Source organism: Janthinobacterium sp. GW823-FHT01H08 (assembly GCF_058797855.1).
This window is the reverse complement of the sequence record NZ_CM179504.1, coordinates 5,743,289-5,768,071: the sequence shown is the minus strand read 5'-3', so window position 1 is coordinate 5,768,071 and position 24,783 is coordinate 5,743,289. Positions and strand designations below refer to the sequence as shown.

Sequence of the window (24,783 nt, the reverse complement as noted above, 5' to 3'; positions counted from 1 at the left end):
CCGGTCACAGCGAAAATGCGTACACTCTTTTATACATTTGCTACCACTTCGGGCCGGCAGGCGCTCTGTCGCTGCGCCACCCTGGTGCGCATCGCTCGAACAGGCAGGCGGCATGGTGCCGCGCCTTCATATGCATTATCTTTACTCGGTTGTCATGGCAATTCTGAACTGGACCTGGTGGCGTCATCCTGGCCCCCTGCGCCGCCCTGTGCGCGGCGCTGCTCGCCGCTCCCTGCGCTGGGGCTGGCTAATGCTGCTCCTGGGCGTGCTGTGCGCCGATGCGCGGGCGCAGGTGCCGGGTGAACTGGAACGCCAGGTGAAGGCCGGATATCTGTACAAGTTTGCCGGCTATGTCGAGTGGCCCGACGGCAGCTTTGCCCGGCCCGACTCCCCGCTGGTGATCGGCGTGGCGGGCGCCGATGCGCTGGCCGAGCAGCTCGAACAGAGCGTGGCCGGACACAGCGTCAACGGCCGCGCCGTGCAGGTGAAAAAAGTGCGCCGCGGCGACGCGCTGGCCGGACTGCACGTGCTGTACCTGGGCGCGCTGGATAAAATGGCGCTGCAGGAAATGCTGGCCGCCAGCCGTGGCCTGGCGTTGCTGACGGTGTCCGATTCGGATGAGGTCTACGCGATGGGCAGCATGATCAATTTTGTGATGGCCGAAGACAAGGTGCGCTTCGACGTGGCGCTGAAACCCGTGGCGCAGGCGCATATCCGCATCAGCGCGCGCATGCTGCTGGCCGCCTACCGCGTGCAGACGGGAGGCGCCTAGATGATACGACTGCGTTCCATCCGCCACAAGCTGATGTCGGTGGTCTTGCTGACCACCCTGGTGGCGCTCGTCATTTCGCTGGGCACCATCGTCGCCTATGACTTGCGCGCCTACCACCGCAACCTGGTGGCCGACATCAGTACCCAGGCCGAACTGCTCGGGCACATGAGTTCGGCCGCGCTGGCCTTCGACGACGAGCGCCTGGCGCTGGAAAACCTCAATCTGATGCGCATCCGCCCGCGCGTGACGGCCGGCGCCCTGTACAAGGCCGACGGCAGCCTGTTTGCCAGCTACCGCGCGAATGAACGCTTGGGCGAGCTGCCGGCGAAGGCGGGCAAGGAAGGCGTCAGCATCGCGGGCAAATCCGTCGAATTGTTCAAGCCCATCGTCGACAATGGCGAGCTGCTGGGCACCGTGTATCTGCGCGCCGATTACGAGCTGGCAGGCCGCACGGCCGATTACCTGGCCATCGCGCTGGGCGTGACGGTGCTGGCGCTGCTGGTGGCCTTGCTGCTGCTGCGCCGCCTCGATTTCGTCATCACGCAGCCCATCCTCGACATCGCCGACGTGGCGCGCGAAGTGATCGAGACGGGCGACTACTCGCGCCGCGCGCGCAAGCTCAGCGTCGACGAGGTGGCGCAGCTGGTCGATTCCTTCAACAAGATGCTGGCCGAGATCGAGCTGCGCACGCAGGCGCTGGAGCGCTCGAACGGCGAGCTGGCGCGCGAGGGCGAGCAGCGCACCCAGGCGCAGCAGGAAGTCATGCGCCTGAACCAGGAGCTGGAAGTACGCGTGCACGAGCGCACGATGCAGCTGGAAATGACGAATGGCGAACTGGCCATGGCGATGGAAGAGGCGCGCAGCGCCAACTATGCCAAGTCGGCGTTTTTGTCGTCGATGAGCCATGAATTGCGCACGCCGCTCAACGCCATCCTGGGCTTCGCGCAAATCCTCAGTTCCGACCGCCTGCCGTCGACCCTGGAGCAAAAGAAGGAGTTCGCCGGGCATATCCTGAAATCGGGGCGCCACCTGCTGACCTTGATCAATGAAATCCTCGACCTGGCGAAGGTGGAATCGGGCACCGTGAGCCTCTCGCTCGAACCGGTGGGCCTGGACGCCATCTTGCAGGAGTGCCGCGACATGATCGCGCCGCTGGCCAGCCAGCGCGGCATCGGCATGACCTTTCCCGACGCTTGCCCCCTGAACGTGCTGGCCGACCGCACGCGCCTCAAGCAGATTCTGTTGAACCTGCTGTCGAATGCGCTCAAGTACAACCGCGAGCAGGGGCAGGTGGCCATCGATTGCGCGCCGCAGGCGGACGGACGGGTGCGCATCAGCGTGCGCGATACGGGCGTGGGCCTGGACGGCGAACAGGTGGCGCTGCTGTTCCAGCCCTTCAACCGGCTGGGGCAGGAGGGCGGCACGGAAGAAGGCAGCGGCATCGGCCTGGTGGTCACCAAGCGCCTGGTGGAGCTGATGGATGGCAGCATCGGCGTGAGCAGCGCGCCCGGCGAAGGCAGCACCTTCTGGATCGAGCTGCGCGTGGTCGATGCCTTGCCCGCACCCGACCTGCTGGCCTTGCCGCGGCCCGACCTGGCCGGGGCGCTGCTCGATCACAGCGCCCCCGTGACCTTGCTGTACGTGGAAGACAATCCCGCCAACCTGACCCTGGTCGAGGAAATCGTCCGCTACTGCCCGCAATTGCAGCTGCTGACGGCCACGGATGGCCGCCTGGGCGTGGAAATGGCGCGCACGCACCTGCCGCAGCTGATCCTGATGGACATCAATCTGCCGCACGTGAACGGCACGGAAGCGCTGAAGCTGCTGCGCGCCGATCCCCGCACGGCGCACATTCCCGTCATCGCCCTGACGGCCAACGCCATGCCGGGCGACGTCGAGCGCAGCATGGCGCTGGGCTTTTACCGCTACCTGACCAAGCCGATCAACCTCGATGAATTTACCGAGGCGATCAACAGCACCCTGGCCTATGTGGCGCAGCAGCGCCGGCAGAAGGGAACAGGCGCGCCATGATCAGCCAGGCCGATATCTATGCGGCGAAAATTCTCATCGTCGACGACCAGGACGTCAATTTGCGCCTGCTCGAGCATTTGCTGCAAAGCGGCGGCTACACGGCCATCAGCAGCACCCTCGACGCGCGCGCCGTGGCCGGCCTGCACCAGCGGCACCAGTTCGACCTGATCATCCTCGACCTGGTGATGCCCGGCATGAGCGGCTATGAGGTGATGGATGCCTTGCGTCCGCTGGAGCGGGAAGGCTATCTGCCCGTGCTGGTGATCGCCGCCGACCCGGACGCCAAACTGGCGGCGCTGGAAGCGGGCGCGCGCGACTTCATCAGCAAGCCCTTCGACGCGCTCGAAGTGCTCACGCGCATCCGCAACATGCTTGAAGTGCGGCTGCTGCACCGCGCCGCGCGCCACTACAACACCTTGCTCGAACGCACGGTGAGCCAGCGCACGGCCGAACTGCAGCGCTTTCGCGGCGCCATGGACGCCACCACGGACGCCATCTTCCTCGTCGACGTGCTGGGCATGACCCTGGTCGACGTCAACGACGGCGCGTGCCGCCTGCTCGGCTATGCGCGCGCCGAACTGCTGGCGCTGGCGCCCGGCAGCCTGCTGCCGTCGCCGCCGGCCCCGCCCCTGGCCGCGCTGCCGGGCGGCCCGGCCCACCTGGCCACGGAAGTGACGGAATGCGAACTGGTGCGGCGCGACCTGAGCTTGATACCCGTGGAACTGGGCTGGCACTGGTATGCGCAGGCGCCCGTGATGGGCGGGCAGGCTGCGGGCGGCCTGCTGCTGATCGCCGTGGCGCGCGACATCAGCGAGCGGCGCCAGGCGCAGGAGCGCCTGAAACACCTGGCCCATTACGACGGCTTGACGGGCCTGCCGAACCGCAGCCTGTTCTACCAGACCCTGGCCCAGGCCGTCGAACTGGCGCAGGAAAAAAGCTGGCGCATCGTGGTGCTGTTCATCGCGCTGGACCGCTTCAAAAGCATCAACGACACCCTGGGCGCGGCGCTGGGCGACGAACTGCTGCGCCAGTTCAGCAACCGCCTGGTCGAATGCGTGCGCCTGCGCGACACGGTGGGGCGCCTGGGCAACGACGAATTCGCGCTGATACTGACCATGAGCCGTAACCAGCAGGAAGCCGTGGCCGTGGCCAACCAGGTGCGCGAAGCCCTGCGCGCGCCGTTCGACTTGCGCGGCCACGCGGCCACCCTGACGGCCAGCATCGGCATCGCCATGTATCCGGACGACGCCACCGACCCGGAAACGCTGATCAAGTACGCGAATACGGCCATGGGCGGCGCCAAGCAGGCGGGCCGCGACGGCTACCGCTTTTTCACGGCCGGCATGAACGTGCAGGTGCTGGCGCGCCTGGACCTGGAACTGGCGCTGCGCCATGCGCTCGAACACGAGCAATTCATCCTGTATTACCAGCCGAAGGTGGATTTGCGCACGGGCCGCATCAGCGGCGTGGAAGCGCTGCTGCGCTGGCGCCGCCCCGGCTACGGCCTGGTGGCGCCGGCCGAATTCGTGCCCGTGCTGGAAGACACGGGCCTGATCGTGCGCGTGGGCGCCTGGGTGATCCAGGCCGCCTGCCGCCAGATCGCCGAGTGGCGCGACAGCGAAGTGGGCCCCGTGCACGTGGCCGTGAACGTGTCGAGCCGCCAGTTTGCCGAAGGCGACCTGGAAGGCGAAGTGACGCGCGCGCTGACACGGCACAACGTGGCGCCCGAGCTGCTGGAACTGGAACTGACGGAAACGGCGCTGATGTCGAACGCCGAGCGCACCATCGTCGTGCTGGGAAAATTGAAGAAGATCGGCGTGAAGGTGGCCATCGACGATTTCGGCACCGGTTACTCGAGCCTCGCGTATCTGCAGCGCTTCCCCATCGACAAGCTGAAAATCGACATCGCCTTCGTGCGCAACATCACCAGCAACCCGAACGACGCGGCCATCGCGCTGGCCATCGTCAGCATGGCGCACAGCCTGAAACTGAGCGTGGTGGCCGAGGGCGTGGAGTCGCGCCCGCAGCTCGAATACCTGCGGCGCAACCGCTGCGACGAAATCCAGGGCTTTTATTTCAGCCGCGCCCTGCCGGCGCTGGAACTGGGGCAGATGATCGCCGCGGGCGCCGGCCTGCCGCCTGGCCACGACCCGGCCGCCCAGCCGGCGCAAACCCTGCTCATCGTCGACGACGACGTCAACGTGCTGTCGTCGCTGCACCGCCTGTTCCGTCCCGAGGGCTACCAGATCCTCACGGCCAGCACGCCGGCCGAAGGATTCGAGATGCTGGCCCTGCACCGGGTGCACGTCATCGTCTGCGATCAGCGCATGCCCAGCATGAGCGGCACGGAATTCCTCAGCAAAGTAAAAGAGCTGTACCCGGAAACCATCCGCATCATCCTGTCCGGCTACACGGGCCTGGAAGCGGTGCTCGACTCGATCAACCGGGGCGCCATCTACCGTTTTTATACGAAGCCGTGGGATGACACCCAGCTGCGCGACAACATCCGCCTGGCCTTCCAGCACTATTGGATGGTGAACCAGCCGGGGCTGGCGCGCGTGGCGGTGCGCTAGCTCAGTCGCTGAAGTGGTCGAACGAGCTTAGTTGTAAATCCAGCGGCTGTCCGGCCGCATCCACCAGCCGCAAGCCTGCTTGCGTCTCGATGCGGCCCACGCGCGTGGCGGGCGTGCCGCAGCTGATCGCCAGTGCGGCGATGGCGTCGCGCGACGATGCGGGCGCCGTGAAGCACAGTTCATAGTCGTCGCCGCCGGCGGCCGTGTAGCGGCGGCGCAGGCCTGTTTCCTGCCGCGCCAGCACGGGGCCGGCCGGCAGGGCGTCGACGTCGAGCGTGGCGCCCACGCGCGACGCTTTCAAGATGTGACCGAGGTCGCCGACCAGGCCGTCCGAAATGTCGATGGCCGCATGCGCGAGGCCCGCTTCTGCCAGCGCGCAACCGAGCGCCACGCGCGGCGTCGGTGTGTGCATGCGTGCGCCTGCAGTGGCCAGGTCGGCTGGCGACAATTCCTGTTCCATGCGGTAGCCGGCCAGCGCCAGGCGCGCGTCGCCCAGGGTGCCGCTGACCCAGATGTCGTCGCCCGCCACGGCCGCGCTGCGGCGCAGGGCCTGGCCCGGCGCCAGTTCGCCAAACACGGTGATGCAGATATTTAAGGGACCCTTGGTGGTGTCGCCGCCGATGAGTTCGCAATCAAAGGCGTCGGCCAGCGCGAACAGGCCTTCGGCAAAGCCGGCCAGCCAGGCGCGTTCCGCTTGCGGCAGCGCCAGGGCCAACGTGAATGCCACGGGGCGCGCGCCCATGGCGGCCAGGTCGGACAGGTTCACGGCCAGGCTTTTGTGGCCGAGCATGCGGGCGTCGGCGCCGGCAAAGAAGTGCCGGTCCTCGACCAGCATGTCCGACGAGATGGCGATCTGCTTGCCGGCCGCTGGCGTCATCAGCGCGCAATCGTCGCCGATGCCCAAGGTGGCGCGGCCGGGGCGCTGGCGCACGAAATAGTGTTTGATCAGGTCGAATTCGGAAAGCGCGTCGTGTGGGGCCATGGCGTGGTCTGTTCGTTGAGTGATGGTGTGGCCCGGCTATTATAGGCTGGCCTACAATACAGGCCTTTGTCATTGCCGAGCAACTTGCCATGCCCCTTTCCGATATTCACGTTCTACTGCAATCCTGGCTCGATCACGGCTGGCTGCGCGACCCGCAAGCCGTCGGCCTGGCCACCTTCGAGGCGCAGGAGCTGGTAGCACATGGCTTCGACGCCATCAGCGACGGTGGTCAGCTGTGCCTGTACGAGGATGAGCGCCTGTTCCGCAGGGGCAAGCGGCCCGTGCAGGCGTCGTTCAAGGCGTATCTGCAGCGCGGCCAGCTGGGCGCGAATGGACTGGACCTCGGTTACCAGGTGCACCTGGCCGGTTTCCTGCGCGCGGCGCGGCAGCCCTTGCCCGCGTTTCGCGTGCTGCTGGAGCAGGGCGGCCGCAGCGGCGCCCTGCTGTTCGACAGCGGCCTGGTGCTGCAGTTTGCCGCCAATTTGCGCGGCAAGCCCCGCCATTACTATCTGACCCTGGTCGAGGGGCACGTGGCCGACGCCGAGCTTCCAGACCGCGACAGCGATATCGACTTGCGCGCGGCCAGCGTGGGCCATGTCCAGGCCCTGTACGACAGCCACGACCCTGCCGACCTGCAGCGCCTGGCCCGGCGCGGCAGTGCAGCGCTGCGCGAGCTGGCGCAGCTGCTCGCTGCTTAGCTCTTCTTCGCCTGCGCCATGCCGTGCAGCAGCTTGGCCAGCAACTGGTCGAGCTGGCGCTGCTCGTCCGCGCTCAAGGCCGACAGCATGGCGCGCTCGTTCTCCACGTGCAGCAGCACCAGCTTTTCAATCAAGGCCAGTCCCTGGGGCGTGAGGGCCACCAGCACGCCGCGCCGATCCGTCGGGTGCTTCTGCCGTTCGATCAGGCCGGCCGCTTCCAGCCGGTCGATGCGGTTGGTCATGCCGCCCGAGGACAGCATGGCCGCCTCGTACAGGGCCGTCGGCGTCAGGCTGTAGGGCGCGCCCGAGCGGCGCAATGTCGCCAGCACGTCGAATTCGCCCGGCTGCAAGCCGTGTTCGGCGAACAGGGGATTGAGCCAGTCGCGCGCCATCAGCTGCGCCACCGTGCCCAACTGTCCCACCAGCTGCATGGCGCGCGTATCCATCTGCGGCAGCTCGCGCTGCCATTGTGCGGCGGCAAATTGCGCGCGCGCGTGTTCTTGCGGGGTATCCGTCATGGCGTAGGCATTTATCTCGACATCAAGATAGATTTCTATCTTTATGTTAAGATACTTTTCATCAAGTGATTATGTCACGCATTAAACCATGTGCCTCCCTGCGAGGCAAGGACTACTCTGCCATGCCTGTTGAACGCCCCGTCTCTTCTCCGCTGCCCTCGTCCGCCCTGCTGGTGGCCGCAATCATCCTGCTGGGCCTGAATTTGCGCCCCATCCTGGCCGCCATCGGCCCCTTGCTCGACAGCATCCAGGCCAGCACGGGCCTCAGCAATGCCGACGCGGGCTTGCTGACCACCGTGCCCGTGTTCGCCATGGGCGTGTGCGCGCTGGCGGGCGCGCAGCTGCAGCGCCGTCTGGGCGTGGTGCGCGGCATCGGGATCGGCATCGCCATCATCGCTGCCGCCTGCGCGCTGCGCTGGCCCCTGCACGGCAGCGGCGGCCTGATCGCCACGGCGGCTCTGGGCGGCCTGGGCATCGCGCTGGTACAAGCCTTGTTGCCGGCCTTTATCAAGCGCCATTTCCCCGAGCGGGCGGGCCAGTTGATGGGTTTTTATACGACCGGCATCATGGGCGGCGCGGCCATCGCGGCCGCCTCCGCTTCGCCCTTGGCGCAAAGCTGGGGCTGGCAAGCGCTGCTGGCCCTGTGGGCGCTGCCCGCCGTGGCCGCCGCGCTGCTGTGGCGCCGCGCCGCCGCCTCGCGCGTGGAGGTGACCGGCGGCGCGGGTGCCAGCCTGCCCGTGGGCAGCCGCCGCGCCTGGCTGCTGATGGTGTTCTTTGGCATCGGCACGGGCGCCTATACCCTGGTGCTGGCCTGGCTGCCGCCGTTTTACACGGAACTGGGCTGGAGCGCCGCCGACAGCGGCTTGCTGCTCGGTGGCCTGACCCTGGTGGAAGTGCTGGCGGGACTGGCGATTTCCAGCATCATCCACCGCTTCCCCGACCGCCGCATCCTGCTGCTGTCGGTACTGCTGGCCGTGCTGGCCGGCCTGGCTTGCCTGATCGTGGCGCCCGCGCAACTGGCCATTCCCGCCGTGATCCTGCTCGGTTGCGGCATCGGCTCCCTGTTTCCCCTGTCGCTGATCGTCAGCATGGACCACGTGCGTGACCCGGCAGGCGCCGGCGCCTTGCTCGGTTTCGTGCAGGGCGGCGGCTACATCATCGCCAGCAGCATGCCCTTCATCGCCGGCCTGATCCGCCAGCATTCGTCCAGCCTGGCCCAGGCGTGGATGGTGATGGCCGGGGGCGTCGTGCTGTTGCTGCTGATCGCCGTGCGCTTCGCGCCGGGGGCGCGGCTGGCCGGTGCGCGCTAGCGTGCGCATGGCGTATCGGCCAGCTGATATATTTCGGCTATGAACATCGTCGACCACTATTTAGCCGGCTTGCGCCAGGCCATGCCGCCCGAGCCGCTGGCGGAGCTGGCGCTGGCCAGCGGCGCCAGCGCGGCGCAACTGGCCAGCTTGCGCCAGGCGTATCCGCTGTGCCCGGACAGCCTGCTGCGCCTGCTGGGCCAGTACAACGGCACGTATTATCAGGAGTATGCGGGCGGCATGGTACTGGTGTACATGCTGGGCTCGGACGTGTTCGAGTACCCGTATTACCTGAGTTCCGTCGAACAGATCCTGGAAGACCGGCAAGCGAACCAGCGCAGCATCGCCGATATCTACGGCCATTACCTGGACGACGACCCCGGCATCGTCGATACCCGCATCGACGCGGGCATCCAGCAGGGCCAGCGCCTGTGTTTTTCGCATTGCATGAACAATGGCGGCTCGTCGCGCCTGTATGTCGATTTCACGCCCACGGCGTCGGGCAAGGTGGGGCAGGTCGTGCGCTTCCTGCACGATCCCGACAACTACCAGGTCATCGCCGACAGCTTCGACGCGTATCTGCAAATGCTGATCGATGACGGCTACGGCTTCCTGATCGATGACAATTTCGAATAAGCGCGCCGCGCCGCCGTCCCTGCTGCCCGCCAACCGCCGCATCGTGCTGTCCGGCGAGGATGCGCTGCGCATCCTGCGCGAGATCGAATTTTTGTTGATATCGCTCCATAACATCGGCCGCCATTATTATCCCGACGGCGACGATGACGGCGCCGATGCCCTGCGCCGCGCGCAGTATTGCGCGGAGACGACGCGCTTCATCGACGAGGAGCAAGCCACGACGCGCCTGGCCCTGATGCGGCGCATCCTGTCCGCCCCATTCGACACCAGCCTGGGCGGCGACGACATGGACGATCTCGAGCGCGCCGTCGCCGCGCTGCCGCTGTGGCGTGCTCCCGGCGACTGATCATAAAAACTAATTGAAATCTAAAATTTGATAGTTTTTCCTGTTCAGGACGTTTGTGCCGCCGGACGGCCTTACAATGCTAGGTTATGCGTTTTCGTGATATCAGACTGTGGCTAGCGGAAAATACCTAGCTAATTGAAAGAATCGGTCTGATAAAATCCGGAACACCCGATCGACCAAACAGGAAGGCAGCACAGCATGGATTCGTCATCTGATAAAAAAGAAGAATTGCGTCAACAATTGCGCTTGGCCGCACTCGAGTATCACGAGTGCCCGCGCCCCGGCAAAATCAGCGTGACGCCGACCAAACAACTGACCAACCAGCGCGACCTGGCACTGGCCTACTCGCCAGGCGTGGCGGCACCGTGCGAAGAAATCGTCATCGATCCGGCGAATGCCTATAAATACACGGCGCGCGGCAACCTGGTGGCCGTCATCACCAACGGCACGGCCGTGCTGGGACTGGGCAATATCGGCCCGCTGGCCGCCAAGCCGGTGATGGAAGGCAAGGGCGTGCTGTTCAAGAAATTCGCCGGCATCGACGTCTTCGACATCGAAATCAACGAATCGGATCCCGATAAACTGGTCGACATCATCGCGTCGCTGGAACCGACCTTCGGCGGCGTGAACCTGGAAGACATCAAGGCGCCCGAGTGCTTCTACATCGAGCGCCAGCTGCGCGACCGCATGAAGATTCCCGTCTTCCATGATGACCAGCACGGCACCGCCATCATCGTCGGCGCGGCCATCCTGAACGGCCTGAAAGCCGTCGGCAAGAAGATCGAGGACTGCAAGCTGGTGGTCTCGGGCGCGGGCGCCGCGGCGCTGGCCTGCCTGGACCTGATCGTCGACCTGGGCTTCCCGTTGAAAAACATCTACGTCACCGATCTGGCCGGCGTCGTCTACAAGGGCCGCGCGGAACTGATGGATCCGGACAAGGAACGCTTCGCGCAAGACACGCCGCTGCGCACCCTGGGCGAAGTCATCCCGGACGCCGACATCTTCCTCGGCGTTTCCGCCGCCGGCGTGCTGAAACAGGACATGGTGCGCAAGATGGCGCCGAACCCGCTGATCCTTGCGCTGGCCAACCCGAATCCGGAAATCCTGCCGGAAGAAGTCAAGGCCGTGCGCAGCGACGCCATCATCGCCACGGGCCGTTCGGACTATCCGAACCAGGTCAACAACGTGCTGTGCTTCCCCTACATCTTCCGCGGCGCCCTCGATTGCGGCGCCACCACCATCACGCGCGAGATGGAAATCGCCGTCGTGCACGCGATCGCCGACCTGGCGCACGCCGAGCAGTCCGACATCGTCGCCACCACCTACGGCATCAGCAACCTGTCGTTCGGTCCTGAATACCTGATCCCGATGCCGTTCGATCCGCGTTTGCTGATCAAGATCGCGCCGGCCGTGGCCAAGGCGGCCGAGGATTCCGGCGTCGCCACGCGTCCGATCAAGGACTTGCAGGCGTACGCGGACAGCCTGCAGCAATTCGTCTACCGCAGCGGCACCTTCATGAAGCCGCTGTTCCTGATGGCCAAATCCACGCCGGCCGAACTCAAGCGCATCGTCTACGCCGAAGGCGAAGAAGAGCGCGTGCTGCGCGCCGTGCAAGTGGTAGTCGATGAAAAACTGGCGCGTCCCATCCTGGTGGGCCGTCCGCCCGTGCTCGAAGCGCGCATCCAGAAGTTCGGCCTGCGCCTCAAGCAAGGCGTCGATTTCGACGTCATCAACCCGGACTTCGACGAGCGCTATCGCGATTACTGGAACACGTACTACGCGATGACCAGCCGCAAGGGCGTCACCGAGGAATACGCGAAGCTGGAAATGCGCCGCCGCCACACCCTGATCGGCTCGATGATGATCCACAAGGGCGATGCCGACGGCATGATCTGCGGCACCTTCGGCACCACCCAGCTGCACCTGAAATACATCGACCAGGTGCTGGGCAAGCGCGCCGGCAGCAATGTGTATGCGGCCATGAACGTCTTGATCATGCCGGAGCGCCAGCTGGTGATGGTCGACACGCACGTCAATGAAAACCCGGACGCCGAGCAGCTGGCCGAGATCACCATCATGGCCGCCGAAGAGATGACCCGTTTCGGCCTGTCGCCGCGCGCGGCCCTGCTGTCGCACTCGAATTTCGGTTCCAGCGACAGCGCCTCGGCGCAAAAGATGCGCGCCGCGCTGGCCATCGTCAAGGAACGTGCGCCGGACCTGGAAATCGACGGCGAAATGCACGGCGATACGGCCCTCGACAGCAAGCTGCGTCAAAAGATCATGCCGAATTCGGCACTGAAGAACGACGCCAACCTGCTCGTCATGCCGAACATCGAATCGGCCAACATCGCCTACAACCTGGTGAAGACGGCGGCCGGCAACGGCATCGCCGTGGGTCCGATCCTGCTCGGCTGCGCCAAGCCCGTGCACATTCTGACGCCATCGGCCACCGTGCGCCGCATCGTCAACATGACGGCCTTGTGCGTGGTCGACGCAGTGGCCCAGCGTAAGGTCTAAGCGTTAGCTGCACATGAAAAGCCGCCCCATCCGCAAGGAGGGGCGGCTTTTTTACGTCGGTTGCACGGGCAGGGCCGTGGCGGCCGGATGGCGGCGCAGGTAATAGTGGCGGTACAGCATGATCTCGCCCCATACCAGCAGCAGCGCGACCAGCGCGAACAGGCACAGCGTGATCTTGAGCGAATTGAAATACGCGCCGGCCTGGCGCTTGATGGCGTCGACGAAAATCATCGGCACTGACTTGTCGAGTTTGCTGAAGTCGGCCTGCCGCGCCACGTCGGTGGTCAGGCGCACGGCCAGGTCGGTGCCCAGCGCGGCCAGCTCGCCCGTCGCCTGGCCACGGAAGTTGGCGCCCTTGAGCGCTTCGCCGAGCAGGCCGACCCTGGCGATCAGCTGTTCCTGCAGCACTTGCGTCAGCAGCACGCTGCCGCGGCGCAGGATGAATTCATTGATCCAGCGCGCCTTGCTGCGTTCCCAGTAGCTGCTGGACGTGGGCTGGTAATACATGCCTTGCACGAAGGGTTCGAGCAGGCTGCGCACGCTGATGGGCTGGCCCGGGGCGATCAGCTTGACCTGCTGCTCCAGGTAGACGCGCAGCGCCGGCATCTGCGCTTCGACCACCGGCTGCAGGTCGCGCTCGAGGGCCTGATTGACCATGCGGTGTGCGCTGTGCACGGCGCCAAACCCGCCGCCGAGGAGCGGCAGCGCGAGCAGGATCAATACATAGCTGAGCTTGGCGGCCACATGCCAGGCGCGCGGACGGCGCACGAGCAGGCATTTTCTGGCCAGCTGGTAGCAGATGCCGAGCGCCAGCACAAAGCCGAGCATGCCATACAGCAGCATCGATGGCAGGGCGGTCCACAGCAGTTCGCTGCCGAACGGCGCCAGGGTGCTGCCCCAATTGATCAGTTGTTGCTTCATGTAAATTGCCTTGAAGTAAGTAATCAGGCAATTATAGCTATTTAATAAATAGACATGGCGCGCTTGACCTCAATGCGCCATCAGCACGGGCAGTGTCATCTGGCGCAGCACGGTTTCCGTCACGCCGCCCAGCAGGATTTCGCGGAAGCGCGCGTGGCCGTAGCCGCCCATCACCAGCAGGTCCGCATGCACTTCGGCGGCCATGGCCAGCAGCGCCGCGCCGATGTCGGCCGTGGTGATGGCCGAGCGCACTTCGACGGGCACGCCATGGCGGCTCAGGTAGGCGGCGATGTCGGCGCCCGGGTGGCGCGCCGGCTGCGCGTGGCCGGCCGGCGGGTGCAGCAGCGCCAGCACCACCAGGCGCGCCGCGCGCAGCAGCGGCAGGGCGTGGCCGATGGCGCGCGTCGCCTCCATGCTGCCATCCCAGGCCACCACCACCGTGTTGTCCACTTGCGCGAATTGGCCGCTGCGCGGCACGATCAGCACGGGACGCGCCGCATTCAGCATCACATAGGGCACCAGGTCGCTCATGGCGCCGGGCAGCGCCTCGAGGTCGTCGTGCTGGCTGAGCACCGTCAGATCGCTGTAGCGGGCGCTGACGGCCATGCCGCCATCCTCATCGTCTTCGATCAGGCGCCGCTCGAGCGAGACGGCGCCGGCCTGGCGCGCCAGTGTTTCAAACTGGGCCAGCGCCTGTTCCGCCTGCCCGTGCAGGGCATTGATCTGCGCCGCCACGGCGCCGCCGCGCATGCCGCGGTTGTTTTCCAGGGTAAAGCGCGACACGCCCGTCATGGCCGCGCCGATCAGGTGCGCCTGGTGCGCGTGCGCCAGCCGCGCCGCGATGGCGATGCGCTGCGGCGCATGGCGCGACAGGTCGGCGTGGACGAGGATGGATTTGTAAGCCATGGTGTCATTCGCTAGTCAGGATGGCAACAAGGCTAGAACGGCAACACGGGCAAGTCCAGCATTGCCGTGCCGGCGGGCGGTTTTCTTATGCGGGGCTTGACGTGGGTCAAAAAAATATGGACGAGGGCCTTTCGCAAGGCGATAGCCAGGAGATTGCGAGCTGTTTGATGTGCATCAAAATGCGGGGTCCGCCACCAGCCATAATGGCATTGAACTCCTTGTCCTTCCAGTGGTCTGCATCGGCGCCGGCGCCATCTGTCCGGCACTTCTTTGTGTGACGCAACAACGCTGGCCGTGGCGGGAGTTCACTTCTCGGGCTTCCAGGCCTTCTCGTATTCTTTTCGGCCAGCACGCGCAGTGTGGCGCCTTGCCTGGAGTCATGCTACATTCGCGTCCTGTTTTTCTGAAAGGATGACGATGCCTTTAGGTAATAACGGTAACAACTTCTTGCAGCACAATCAGCAAGCCTGGGATGCCCAGGCTGCACGGAACAGCCCGTGGTCGCAACCCGTCGACAGCGCCACCATCGCCGCGGCCCGTGCCGGGCAGTGGCAAATCCATCTGACGCCCGGTCCCTTGCCGGCCGGCTGGCTGGGCGAGGTGCGCGGCAAGCGCATCCTGTGCCTGGCCGGTGCCGGCGGGCAGCAGGCGCCCGTGCTGGCTGCCGCCGGCGCGCACGTCACCGTCTTCGATCTGTCTGAACAGCAACTGGCGCAAGACCGCATGGTGGCCGAACGCGACGGCTTGCAACTGGCCACCGTCCAGGGCGATATGCGCGATCTGGCCTGCTTTGCCGACGCCAGCTTCGATGTCATCATCCACCCCGTGTCGAACCAGTACGTGCCCGATATCGCCCCCGTGTGGCGCGAATGCGCGCGCGTGCTGGCCGATGGCGGCGTGCTGCTGAGCAGTTTCTTTAACCCAGCCGTCTTCATCGGCGACCGCGATCCGCAATGGGCACAGCAGGGCTTGATACGGCCACGTTTCGTGCTGCCGTATTCGGATGTGGAGGATATGGATGCCGATGCGCTGGCGGCGCGCATGGAAAAGGGCGAGGCGCTGGTCTTCGGCCACGGCCTGGACAGCCAGATCGGCGGCCAGCTGGCGGCGGGCTTCGTGCTGGCCGGTTACCACGAGGAAATGCATCCCCACCCGCGCTTTGAAATTGAAAAATTCCTGCCCAGCTTTATTGCCACGCGGGCCGTCAGGCTGGCGCGCGCGCTATAGCGATCATTAGTTGTACGGCTGCAAGTCCAGCCAGACGGCGTACGACAGGCGCTTGCCGTTCCACAGGCCGCCGCCGCGGATGACGGCGTCGCACGAGGTCAGCTGGCCCACCAGATCCATGCGGCCCAGGTTGCGGCGCAGGCGCAGGGCGTCGTTGTGCGACAGGTAGCCCACCAGCAGGCCGTCGATGAAGACGGCGATGGCCTTGTCCTGGAACGGATTGGCATCGTCGCAGACGAGCAGGGCCAGGCATTTTTCTTCCGCGTTGCCGGGGCCGTGTTCGCCGGCCAGCTTGGCGATGGCGGGTTGGTACATCGCTTCGTTTTCCACTTCCGACGCAAAGCGCCCCTCGTCGCTCCAGTGGTGCGCCGGTGCGCCCGCAGGGATCGCCGGCACGTACTGGCGCACGGACACGAGTGGCTTGTGCAGCGGTTTGACGGGCGTGCGGCCGCTGAAGACGTAGTACAGCAGGGCGATGACGATCACGATGGCAAGCAGGTAAAGCATGGTATCTCTCTGATTTCTAAGGGGGAAGCCGGGATCGCGGGCATGCCGCGCGGCGTTGCCGCTACTATAGCAAGTTCGCCGCCCGGTCCCGGGTAAATCTGGCCATCAGATGACGCCGCCGGCGCAGCGCCAGCGGATCGTTCAGCACGATGGGCGAGGCGCCCGTCAAGCCCGAATAATACTGGCCGTGCCGGCGCAGGACGAAGGCATAGTCGTGCAGCGCGTGGCCGCGTGCCAGCATGCGCGCATCGCAATCGACCTCGATGGCAAAGCGCAGCCGGTGCAGCTGCCACCACAGGGGCACATTCCACGGCATGATCACGATCAAGCCGTAGGCCAGGGCCAGCAACTGCGGATCGCGCGTGGCCAGCCGGCATTGTGCATGCGCCAGCAGCAGCGCTTGTTGTTGGGGAGGAATCAGTTGCAGCCAGACGGGCATCACGATGCGCGGCCGCAGCAGTCCCGCCACGCAGGGGCCGATGCCGCCGCTCAAGTACACTGGCGTGCCCAGCAGCGATGTTTTCTGCCAGCGCCGCTGGTGCGACAGCAGCCAGATGCTGCGTAGCGCCAGCAGCAAGAGTATGCCGCTCGATAAGGCAAACCAGCCCAGTTTCAGCTGCGCCTGCTCCGACGGCATGGCCGCCAGCACGCCGGGCAGCCACGCCAGGGGCAAGATGACGGACGCGGCGATGGCCGCCAGCCACAGCCAGCGTGTCGTGCGCCCGCGCCGTTGCCGCGCGCGCTCGGCGCGCCAGGCGGCAGCGCTCAACAGCAGCGCCAGCACCATGCAGCACAGCAGCCAGACCGGCATCGGGCGCCTAACGTTTCAGCGCCATGCCGACGGAGGCGGGCGCCGTATGCTTGAAACCGAACTGCGCATACAGGTCTTGCGCCTGGCCATCGGCGATCAGGCTGACGTACGCGCTTTCCGGCACGTCGCTGTCGATGAACTGGCGGATTTCGCGCATGATCAGCTTGCCCAAGCCCTTGCCCTGGTGGGCCGGCAGCACGGCGATATCGACGACCTGGTAAAAACAGCCGCCATCGCCGATGACCCTGCCCATGCCGACGACCTCGTCGCCATGCAGCACTTGCACGGCAAACAGGGAATTCGGCAAGCCCTTGGCCGCCGCCTCCGCGGTTTTTGCGCTCAGCCCGGCGGCGACGCGCAGCTGCTGATAGGTGGCGATGGAGGGAATGGCCAGGCGGGTGGTGTAGGGCGATGCGGCAGTCAAGACGGTCTCCTGTGCAATATGGATGGAATGGCCATTATAGGCGGCGAGCGCGGCCGGCGGCGGCACGCTTTATTCGCCGCGCCCTATGTCGTGCGCGGCGCTTTTGCGCTATGGTGGCGTCATTCATTTATTTGTTGAAAGCATGCCATGTCCGCAGGATTTACCGCCACCGAGTTGTCCGTCATCCATGAAGACGACGCCCTGATCACCACCCTGGCCGCGCCAGCGGGCAAAGGCGAGCCCGTCTACCTGATGCTGCAGCGCGCCGATGAATACGACGAGCAGGACGTCGCTACGGGCATGGACGAACCGTATATTGAATATGGCGGCCAGGAATTTGCGTGGTATGGCCACATGCACGCCGTGATCCTGCATCCGAACCGCCTGTCCGTGCAGATGGATGCCGAGGCCGCCATGCAGATGGATGACGACGGCCAGATCGACGTGCGTTTCAACTTGACGCCCGAGCGCTACGCCCAGCTGCAGCAGGCGCTGCGCACCACGTTCGAGGGCTGCGACTACTATCGCGAAGAACGTTGATCTGCGCGGACGGCGCCGGCCACGGCGTCGCGTATGCTCGATAGCGGGCATTGACTGGGGGAGAATAAGATGACGGTGCTGATACTCGGTTTGCTGCTGTTCCTGGGCTTGCACTCGGTACGCATCGTCGCCGACGGCTGGCGCAGCGCCCAGCTGGCTCGCCTCGGCGAAAAGCGCTGGAAGGGGCTGTACTCGCTCGTGGCGTTTGCCGGCCTGGGCCTGATCATCTGGGGTTACTCCCTGGCGCGCCAGCAGCCGCAGGTGCTGTGGACGCCGCCCATGGGCTTGCGCCACGCCAGCGGCCTGCTGATGCTGTTCTCGCTGATTTTGCTGGCGGCGGCCAATGTGCCGCGCAACCGCATCAAGACCCTGGTGCACCATCCCATGCTGCTCGGCACGCAACTGTGGGCCGTCGCGCATCTGCTGGCCAATGGCAACGTGGCCGACGTGCTGCTGTTCGGCGGCTTCCTCGTCTGGGCGTCCGTGGATCTGGTTTCGGCCGTGCAGCGCGACCGCGCGGCCGGCGTGGCATACCAGGGCGGCACCATCCAAGGCACGCTGATCGCCATAGTCGCGGGCTGTGCGCTGTGGCTGCTGCTGGCATTCTGGCTGCACGGCGTGCTGTTTGGCGTGCGGCCGTTTGGATAGCGGGATGGAGCAAGCGAGGGAGATCGGCTTGCGCGTGGCGTGGCCTGCGACGAGCTAAGCGACAAATCGGGCGCCGCCATTGTGCGCCTGCGGGGGATGCCGCCGGGGCGGGAGCGCAGGTTGGGGCGCTAATATAAAAAGCCCGCAGCATGTGGCGATGGTCGGGTTTGAGCGAGTACAGTAAGTGTTCTGTGGTGCCGGGAGCCAGAATCGAATTACCTATGACAGCGACACTAAAAGTATCAAAAAATTAATCATGGATCCATCTAATTGTGACTTGTTTGTAAGTGGGATTCCACAATTTTTGTAATCCAGCACTGAATTGTATTAATTTCAAAACTTACGCCCCTTCGAAAATCTGTAGTGGCTTTCAAGTTCATCCGATGCGACAGAGCTTAGTCTTTAGCTGGGACCTACATCGTTGACAGAACGACTTTCAAGATGTCCTCGACGAAATCGTCTACACGAACATGTTTGGTGGGATATCTAGCGTTTGGGAAAAAATAGTTTCATTTTAGGAGTTCATAATATTTATTATTAAGCGCTTTGCGGACAGTGCATTTTCGTTTTCTGGTTCTACATCAATCCAAAAATTAACTTTTCCTAATAGTGAACTTAAATAATTCGGGTTGCTTATTTTTTTATTTGACATATGTGATAGCAACCCAAATCGTTTAATGAAGAAGATTTCATTTTTCAAATCCCGTTTAAATTTGTTTGGTATGGATAGCTTTCCTGTTGAAATTGAAATTCCCGTAATTATCCGTGCTCCGCCATCAATTTTAATTCGAGTTTTATCACTATTAATTTCAAGTCCGTAGTCGTTGACGATTTTTTCAACCAATGTGCAAAACGAATGATGAATGCTTCCTCCGGAAAATGTTAGGTCATCAGCATATCTTGTGTACTGCAACGAACATTTTTTTGCGAGCCGGCTAAGTCGCTTATCAAGACTTTTAAAAATTATGTTAGATAGTGCCGGGCTGGTGGCTGCACCTTGAGCTAAAAATCCCTGATGGCAACACAGCGACGCAAGATAGTACGCCACATTTGGCGCATAGCCCATATCCTTGAATACATTAATAATCCAGGAGATACCAATAGACGGAAAAAAATTTTTGATATCCATTTTCAAAAGATTTTTTGATCCTAGATGAACTGCTGCGTTACTTTTTATTGATCGATTCCGGCGGAATCCATGGGCTGCATCGTTAATCTCTACGCGGTATAAAATATTTAGCAATATCCATCGCTGAACATGCAATAGAGATTTATGCGGTGCGCATATTTTTCGGCGCGCACCACTTCGCTTGGGAATAGAGAATTCTCGGTAAAAACTACTTGATGATGCCACCATGTCCGCCAGCGGATGAATATTGACACCTAGTAATAAAGAAAGATGTTCAAACTCGTATATGACAGGAAAGTTGTTTTTTTGCAGACGGTTAGCGTATTCCACATAAATTTCAGTTAGAGCGAGAGGGATTCCTCGATCTTGAAAATAAGGGTGCCAAGAAGAAAAATTCATTTTATCAGGAGAAGGTGAGAGAGCATAATTTTAAAGCTACCTACTGTACGCGAGCTGCATATTCGAATGCGTTTGTATGTCGGAACGACATACAAGCGTAGTCGAATACGTGATAATTGGCGAAGCCAATTTCACACACCGGGAATTTGCAGAGCAAATCCTATTTGCGATGAAAATTCCCGGTGCAGGCATAAATTCACCTTAACAACCGGAGCGACTCCGCTCCTTAGCACTAGCTACTATTGCTATGCCCCCTCATCTTTAACATTACCATAGGAAATCTTCTGACGCAAGCTTAAATCCAGTCTTGAGATTGATGGGATGTAAGGTTCGCCCGGCATTAATTTCATGTTGCGCAAAATTCCTGACGGTATTCCATTGATACTGGCATCTTTATTGGATGGTTTTAACTCCAGGAGAAATGATTTTCCTTGGCCAGTAATTTCTAACCAATCCCCATCGAATCCGATAAACTGATTGCCCTCCAGTTCAAATATTGCCTGCATGTAATCGGCCATAGGAACCTTCAATTTTCGGAAGAGGGTGTAGCTTCCAATTTTCCCTTTTTTTTCTAGAATAGCCTTAAGAATAATCTTCTTTAAATCACTGTGATTTTCCATGAGTCAGTCACCTAAGAAACGAGTGAATAGAGGGTTTCTGGAATCCCCTCTAGAATTTTTGGGCCACCAAAATATTGGAAAAACATTATTTGGAATATTTCCATTCTCGATGCCAATAAGACTTTCAGTCTTTCCGTAGCCCAAGGAGTATTCGTTTAGTTTGTATTTTCCATACGTTAATGATAGTTTTTTTTCGATGCTAATCATTGATTCTAATTTTAGCGACACTTGATCCTGTGATTCAAAATCAGAAATGCCCCGTGGGATTATTTCAAGACAGGAGACGCTAATGCCTTCTTTTTTTAAGGCTTCGATACCGACAATCGATGAGAAGATAACCTTAACAAAAATGTTTACGCTCTCCCCAACGCTGTTGAACTGAGATCTTATTGACGTAACTCGACCAATTGCGGTTCGTCCCGAACCAATAAATTCGTCAACTAAGATTATATTCTTTCTCTTGAAGGTTTCGCTTTTCGATTTTTTGTAAGCAGTGCCATATGTATTGATTATTGAAATATTATTCCAGCCATGCTCTTGAAATTTAACCTTAATTGCTTGTACTAAAGCCTGCGAACTATCTGGGGACGAGTCAGCTGCGACTGCTGCGATTATCGTGTCTTCAGCCGTAATGCCGGGCATTGTAATTATTTCTAAAACTAAATCATTGAGCCTTTCAACATAGCTTTTTGCAGAAACATATGTAAACCGCGAAAGCAATTCAGCCACTAGATTTTGTTCATCCTCGGAGGAGCAGTCCTCGAGATACAATTGCGTAAGGCTATGGGCGCGAGGGCTTATCCAACTATGTGCTTTTATTAGTTCCATCAAAGCTGAAAACTGCGTTTTTTGCACACTTTGCATTTCCAAAAATCCTTGGAGTTAGAGGCCACTCTGGCGCTTCGTGGGTATAATCGCTGCCTTCGGAAAAATTGACCAGCAATAATGATTATAGGCAAATGTAGACTTAATGCAATGCAAATACGGTGAAGAGGGCATTTTCTTCTCGGTATGGTCCGCTGGATCATGGATTAATATCCACGCAATGCAAAATTGTCGCGTTGCTCTCTATCGGCAGCGCGCGGATCAACGCAAACGCATGTCGATGCTGCTTGCTGCTGAATCGCCACGAGTCTGCTAGATACCCCGCGAGGCGTTCAAAATACCTTTGCTCAAACTCTGCTGGCGAAAGCCTGTCATTAGAATTGTGACGGCGCTTGGGACTGTAGAATATCTCAATGTAGTCGACGATGTCCTGCTTGGCACCGTCTTTGGCTGCATAGGTCCTGCGTTTGATGCGCTCACGCTTTAAAAGCTGGAAGAAACTCTCAGCGACAGCATTGTCGTGACAGTTTCCACGTCGGCTCATGCTTTGCTCCAGCCATTGCGCGGAACGCATCTGCATGCGGGCGGATGTTGTTGAGTGGCATCTTGTCTAGGTATGGGATGACATCGTCTTGGGGCCAATTGCCGACTTTCTTTTGCGTGCTGGCGGTGCCGTTGCGTTCGATGGTGAGCAGCCACTGGCGCGCTAGCTTCAACGGGTGACTAGCAGGTACATGCCGTACAGGTCGGGATATTTGTCGCCGCTGGGCGCACCCTTGTAGACGGCCTGGCGGATAAGCAGATCGGACAGTGGCATGGTGCACTCCCTGATGGTATTTTTTTAGAGAAAATACTAAATCCAGCAAAAAGTACCAACAAAATTCATGGCTTTTAATGTACGCCGATGGACAAACACGGACGACAAAAAACCCGCTCTCCTATGACGAAGGCGGGTTCCTGGATGTTTTTCGAGCTTCTACTGCTGTGTTCTGGTGCCGGGAGCCGGAATCGAACCGGCACGCTGTTTCCAGCGCGGGATTTTGAGTCCCGTGCGTCTACCTATTCCGCCATCCCGGCAACGCGAGACGCATTATCACTGATTTGTCACAATCTGGCAAGTTTTATGCTTGGCGTGTGTTTTGCCCAAGCCTGCAGAATCTGTGACGATGCCGATTCCAGCGCAAGAAGCGGAGTGCCGCGCCCGGCTTGCCGGCCTATCTTTTCCCTTTCAACCACATGAAGGGGAAGCAAATGCTACAACTGGAAAATAAGGTCGCCATCATCACGGGCGCCAGCTCGGGCATCGGCCATGCGGCGGCGCGCCTGTTCGCGCGCGAGGGGGCGCGGCTGGTGCTGGTGGCGCGGCGGCGGAAGGAACTCGATGCGCTGGTGGCGCAGCTGGCGGACGGCGGCGCGCAAGCCGTGGCCTGTGCCGGTGATGTGGCCGACGCGGCATGCGCGCAAGCGGCCGTGGCGCTGGCGCTGCAACGCTTTGGCGGCCTCGATATCGCCTTCAATAATGCGGGCACCCTGGGACCCATGGGGCCCACGCAGGAAGTTGCCCTGGAAGACTGGCGGGCGGCGGTCGACACCAATCTCACCAGCGCCTTCCTGGCCGCCAAATATCAGCTGCCCGCCATGGCGGCGCGCGGCGGCGGCTCGCTGATTTTTACCTCGACCTTTGTCGGCCATACGCTGGGCATGTCCGGCATGGCCGCGTATGCGGCCAGCAAGGCGGGCGTGATCGGCTTGACCAAGGCCCTGGCGGCCGAGTATGGCACGGCGGGTATCCGCGTGAATGCCCTGCTGCCGGGCGGCACCGATACGCCCATGGGGCGCGCAGTGGCGAATACGCCCGAAGCGCTGGCCTTCGTGGCGGGCTTGCATGCGTTAAAACGTCTGGCTACGCCGGACGAGATCGCCCGCTCGGCGCTGTACCTGGCGTCCGATGCCTCGAGCTTCACCACCGGCACGGCGCTGCTGGCCGATGGCGGCGTGTCCATCGTGCGCGCATAAAGCACGCGCAGAAACGCCGACGGCCCGGGGATGAGCCGGGCCGTCGGTGGTGTGCGCTACATCAAGCTCAGTTGTGAACTGAGTTCAGCTGGCGCGCGATGATGTCGTGGTTGAGCCAGATGACGGGCGCTGGCGGTTCCGACATGGTGTGGAACATCAGCGGGCCCGTGCCTTCCAGCACCAGCGAGCTCAGGTGGTCGGTGATCAGTTCCTTGCGGTCCTTGTGCAGCTTGGTGATGTCGTCCGAGGTGCCGATCATGACGTCGGCCAGCTCTGGCGTGTTGTCCATCGGCCAGGCGGCGAAGTTGCGGAACTGCACGCTGGTGGCGTCGCCGTTGTAGGCGGCGATACGGTCGAGCAAGTCTTGCAGCGACACGCCGTCTTCCAGCAAGCCCTGGCAGATTTTCCACTGTTCTTCGGCCCAGGCTGCGCCGCCTTCTTTTTTCAGCGCGTCGAGCAGGGGGAACAGCGACAGTTCCACGCCGACGAAAATGTCGGACGAATTCGTGCGGATTTCCGGGCAATTGAAGACGGTCGCCTTGATGCCTTTTTCCCACGCGGCCTTGGCCACGTTTTCCAGGCGCATCTTGGCCAGGCCTTGCGTGTAGTTGCTGTAGGTTTGCCACTGGTATTTGCCGTCGATCAAGATCTCGGTGCCGTGGTAGCCGTAGGCGCTGTAGCGCACCTGGCCGCCCGTTTGCTCGATGCGGGCGCGGATGGCGGCGCTGCCGTCGATCAGGTGCTGCAGGGTGTTGGCCGTGACTTCGTCGAAGTTCATCAGGATCAATTTACCCAGGTCGCTGTCGAGCAGGGCGCGCGAAGACATGAAGCGCTCGCCGCGGCCTTTGTAGATGCGGTTGGCGATCGCCAGGAAGACCTTGACCTTTGGAATGCCGCCGGCCATGGTGTGGGCGAAATACACATTGCTGCCGTCAGGAATCAGGCTATCCAGCTCGGCCATGGCTTTGGCCACGGACGCGCTGAAGCGGGCGATGCCGGCTTCGCGGCAGCGTTCGATCTGCGCCCAGTCCAGCTTGTCTTCTTGCCAGCTTTTCAGGGTCATGTCGGCCAGCAGGGCCGTCGGCGTCGGTTCGCCGGCGGGCGCGTCGAGGTCGAAACCGGCCATCAGCGGCACATTGATGATGCGGCCGCCCAGGTTGGCTTCGGCTTCGGCCAGCTCTTCCGCGTTCAGCGGGCGCAGCGCCATGTTTTCATCGCGGCGGCCGACCGTCATGCCGACGATATTCATGCCCGCCTTGCGCGCTTCGTCCAGCAAACCATTCACATAGCCGCGGCCGAACAGCTCGCCGAACAGCACAAAGGTGTCGCCCTTGCGGAAGATATTTTTTTGCGGGATGTCTCTTAAGGACGTGATCTCGGTCATGGTATCAATTCATTCAAAAATTAGCGGGGCAGACGGCTAAACGCGC

Annotated in this window: 23 protein-coding genes, 1 tRNA gene and 1 pseudogene; 12 read left to right on the top strand and 13 right to left on the bottom strand. The window is 61.8% G+C overall.

Annotated features, from left to right (window positions below; genetic code table 11):
* Positions 1 to 154: 154 nt before the first annotated feature.
* Genes AC3RCG_RS25865 through AC3RCG_RS25855 form a run of 3 tightly spaced genes read left to right on the top strand, consistent with a single transcriptional unit; the run spans position 155 to position 5,376 of the window.
* Entirely contained in the window at positions 155 to 772 is a 618-nt protein-coding gene (locus tag AC3RCG_RS25865) for a TOL_0243 family YfiR-like periplasmic protein (protein ID WP_162995783.1), read from the top strand.
* Positions 773 to 2,803 carry a sensor histidine kinase, YfiR-like protein-associated gene (locus AC3RCG_RS25860; RefSeq protein WP_070220315.1) on the top strand — a complete coding sequence of 677 codons (2,031 nt, stop codon included), beginning with the start codon at positions 773 to 775 and terminating at the stop codon, positions 2,801 to 2,803.
* Positions 2,800 to 5,376: an EAL domain-containing protein gene (locus AC3RCG_RS25855; protein WP_070290933.1), complete on the top strand. Its 2,577-nt coding sequence runs from the start codon at positions 2,800 to 2,802 to the stop codon at positions 5,374 to 5,376. Before AC3RCG_RS25860 ends, AC3RCG_RS25855 begins: the two co-directional genes overlap by 4 nt.
* Before the next feature lies 1 nt (position 5,377).
* Here AC3RCG_RS25855 and thiL read toward each other — a convergent pair whose 3' ends face one another.
* Positions 5,378 to 6,358, bottom strand: a complete 981-nt coding sequence (thiL, locus tag AC3RCG_RS25850; protein ID WP_070290934.1) for a thiamine-phosphate kinase — start codon at positions 6,356 to 6,358, stop codon at positions 5,378 to 5,380.
* Between the two features lie 89 nt (positions 6,359 to 6,447).
* Between thiL and AC3RCG_RS25845 the strand changes: the two genes are divergently transcribed.
* On the top strand, positions 6,448 to 7,056 hold the full coding sequence (locus AC3RCG_RS25845) for a hypothetical protein (protein ID WP_492402238.1): 609 nt from the start codon (positions 6,448 to 6,450) through the stop codon (positions 7,054 to 7,056).
* On the opposite strand, the gene AC3RCG_RS25840 is transcribed toward AC3RCG_RS25845, so the two are convergent.
* A complete protein-coding gene (locus tag AC3RCG_RS25840) occupies positions 7,053 to 7,574 on the bottom strand; it encodes a MarR family winged helix-turn-helix transcriptional regulator (protein ID WP_070290936.1) in 522 nt (173 codons plus the stop codon). The genes AC3RCG_RS25845 and AC3RCG_RS25840 overlap by 4 nt on opposite strands.
* Positions 7,575 to 7,696: 122 nt before the next feature.
* Between AC3RCG_RS25840 and AC3RCG_RS25835 the strand changes: the two genes are divergently transcribed.
* The 4 genes from AC3RCG_RS25835 (at position 7,697) to AC3RCG_RS25820 (ending at position 12,380) form a co-directional block, all read left to right on the top strand.
* A complete protein-coding gene (locus AC3RCG_RS25835) occupies positions 7,697 to 8,884 on the top strand; it encodes an MFS transporter (protein WP_070290937.1) in 1,188 nt (395 codons plus the stop codon).
* 39 nt (positions 8,885 to 8,923) lie between these two features.
* Positions 8,924 to 9,517: an SMI1/KNR4 family protein gene (locus AC3RCG_RS25830; RefSeq protein WP_492402239.1), complete on the top strand. Its 594-nt coding sequence runs from the start codon at positions 8,924 to 8,926 to the stop codon at positions 9,515 to 9,517.
* On the top strand, positions 9,501 to 9,863 hold the full coding sequence (locus tag AC3RCG_RS25825; RefSeq protein WP_492402240.1) for a hypothetical protein: 363 nt from the start codon (positions 9,501 to 9,503) through the stop codon (positions 9,861 to 9,863). The genes AC3RCG_RS25830 and AC3RCG_RS25825 overlap by 17 nt, the downstream gene beginning before the upstream one ends.
* 198 nt (positions 9,864 to 10,061) lie before the next feature.
* Positions 10,062 to 12,380 carry an NADP-dependent malic enzyme gene (locus tag AC3RCG_RS25820; protein WP_070220307.1) on the top strand — a complete coding sequence of 773 codons (2,319 nt, stop codon included), beginning with the start codon at positions 10,062 to 10,064 and terminating at the stop codon, positions 12,378 to 12,380.
* 51 nt (positions 12,381 to 12,431) lie between these two features.
* Here AC3RCG_RS25820 and AC3RCG_RS25815 read toward each other — a convergent pair whose 3' ends face one another.
* Together AC3RCG_RS25815 and AC3RCG_RS25810 are read right to left on the bottom strand one after the other, a co-directional pair.
* On the bottom strand, positions 12,432 to 13,301 hold the full coding sequence (locus tag AC3RCG_RS25815; RefSeq protein ID WP_492402241.1) for a hypothetical protein: 870 nt from the start codon (positions 13,299 to 13,301) through the stop codon (positions 12,432 to 12,434).
* A 69-nt stretch (positions 13,302 to 13,370) separates the two neighbouring features.
* Positions 13,371 to 14,207, bottom strand: coding sequence for a universal stress protein (locus tag AC3RCG_RS25810; protein ID WP_492402242.1), 837 nt, complete (start codon positions 14,205 to 14,207; stop codon positions 13,371 to 13,373).
* Positions 14,208 to 14,618: 411 nt separating this feature from the next.
* Here AC3RCG_RS25810 and AC3RCG_RS25805 point away from each other — a divergent pair, with 411 nt between their 5' ends.
* Entirely contained in the window at positions 14,619 to 15,434 is an 816-nt protein-coding gene (locus AC3RCG_RS25805) for a class I SAM-dependent methyltransferase (RefSeq protein ID WP_070290941.1), read from the top strand.
* 6 nt (positions 15,435 to 15,440) lie between these two features.
* On the opposite strand, the gene AC3RCG_RS25800 is transcribed toward AC3RCG_RS25805, so the two are convergent.
* From AC3RCG_RS25800 to AC3RCG_RS25790, 3 genes are all read right to left on the bottom strand, one after another.
* The gene (locus AC3RCG_RS25800; RefSeq protein WP_070290942.1) at positions 15,441 to 15,941 is read right to left on the bottom strand and encodes a hypothetical protein; all 501 of its coding nucleotides are present in this window, start codon (positions 15,939 to 15,941) and stop codon (positions 15,441 to 15,443) included.
* A 64-nt stretch (positions 15,942 to 16,005) separates the two neighbouring features.
* Positions 16,006 to 16,752 (bottom strand): M56 family metallopeptidase, encoded by a 747-nt coding sequence (locus AC3RCG_RS25795; protein ID WP_492402244.1) that lies wholly within the window; start codon positions 16,750 to 16,752, stop codon positions 16,006 to 16,008.
* Between the two features lie 7 nt (positions 16,753 to 16,759).
* A complete protein-coding gene (locus tag AC3RCG_RS25790) occupies positions 16,760 to 17,176 on the bottom strand; it encodes a GNAT family N-acetyltransferase (RefSeq protein ID WP_070220730.1) in 417 nt (138 codons plus the stop codon).
* A 147-nt stretch (positions 17,177 to 17,323) separates the two neighbouring features.
* On the opposite strand from AC3RCG_RS25790, the gene AC3RCG_RS25785 reads away from it, so the two are divergent.
* Together AC3RCG_RS25785 and AC3RCG_RS25780 are read left to right on the top strand one after the other, a co-directional pair.
* Positions 17,324 to 17,716, top strand: a complete 393-nt coding sequence (locus tag AC3RCG_RS25785) for an Imm10 family immunity protein (protein WP_070290944.1) — start codon at positions 17,324 to 17,326, stop codon at positions 17,714 to 17,716.
* A gap of 69 nt (positions 17,717 to 17,785) precedes the next feature.
* Complete coding sequence (locus AC3RCG_RS25780; protein WP_492402245.1) at positions 17,786 to 18,364, top strand: NnrU family protein; 579 nt, start codon at positions 17,786 to 17,788, stop codon at positions 18,362 to 18,364.
* A gap of 514 nt (positions 18,365 to 18,878) precedes the next feature.
* On the opposite strand, the gene AC3RCG_RS25775 is transcribed toward AC3RCG_RS25780, so the two are convergent.
* From AC3RCG_RS25775 to AC3RCG_RS25755, 5 genes and pseudogenes are all read right to left on the bottom strand, one after another.
* Positions 18,879 to 19,892, bottom strand: a complete 1,014-nt coding sequence (locus AC3RCG_RS25775) for a reverse transcriptase family protein (protein WP_492402246.1) — start codon at positions 19,890 to 19,892, stop codon at positions 18,879 to 18,881.
* A 245-nt stretch (positions 19,893 to 20,137) separates the two neighbouring features.
* Positions 20,138 to 20,512, bottom strand: coding sequence for a hypothetical protein (locus AC3RCG_RS25770; RefSeq protein ID WP_492402247.1), 375 nt, complete (start codon positions 20,510 to 20,512; stop codon positions 20,138 to 20,140).
* 3 nt (positions 20,513 to 20,515) lie between these two features.
* The gene (locus AC3RCG_RS25765; RefSeq protein WP_492402248.1) at positions 20,516 to 21,376 is read right to left on the bottom strand and encodes a phosphoribosyltransferase-like protein; all 861 of its coding nucleotides are present in this window, start codon (positions 21,374 to 21,376) and stop codon (positions 20,516 to 20,518) included.
* 295 nt (positions 21,377 to 21,671) lie between these two features.
* Positions 21,672 to 21,893, bottom strand: a pseudogene (locus tag AC3RCG_RS25760) (IS3 family transposase); the annotation flags it as partial.
* 434 nt (positions 21,894 to 22,327) lie between these two features.
* Positions 22,328 to 22,414, bottom strand: a tRNA-Leu gene (locus AC3RCG_RS25755).
* 174 nt (positions 22,415 to 22,588) lie between these two features.
* On the opposite strand from AC3RCG_RS25755, the gene AC3RCG_RS25750 reads away from it, so the two are divergent.
* Positions 22,589 to 23,353, top strand: coding sequence for an SDR family oxidoreductase (locus AC3RCG_RS25750; protein WP_492402249.1), 765 nt, complete (start codon positions 22,589 to 22,591; stop codon positions 23,351 to 23,353).
* Between the two features lie 67 nt (positions 23,354 to 23,420).
* Here the strand turns inward: AC3RCG_RS25750 and AC3RCG_RS25745 are convergent, their stop codons facing one another.
* On the bottom strand, positions 23,421 to 24,737 hold the full coding sequence (locus AC3RCG_RS25745; protein ID WP_070224195.1) for an enoyl ACP reductase FabMG family protein: 1,317 nt from the start codon (positions 24,735 to 24,737) through the stop codon (positions 23,421 to 23,423).
* Positions 24,738 to 24,783: the final 46 nt, after the last annotated feature.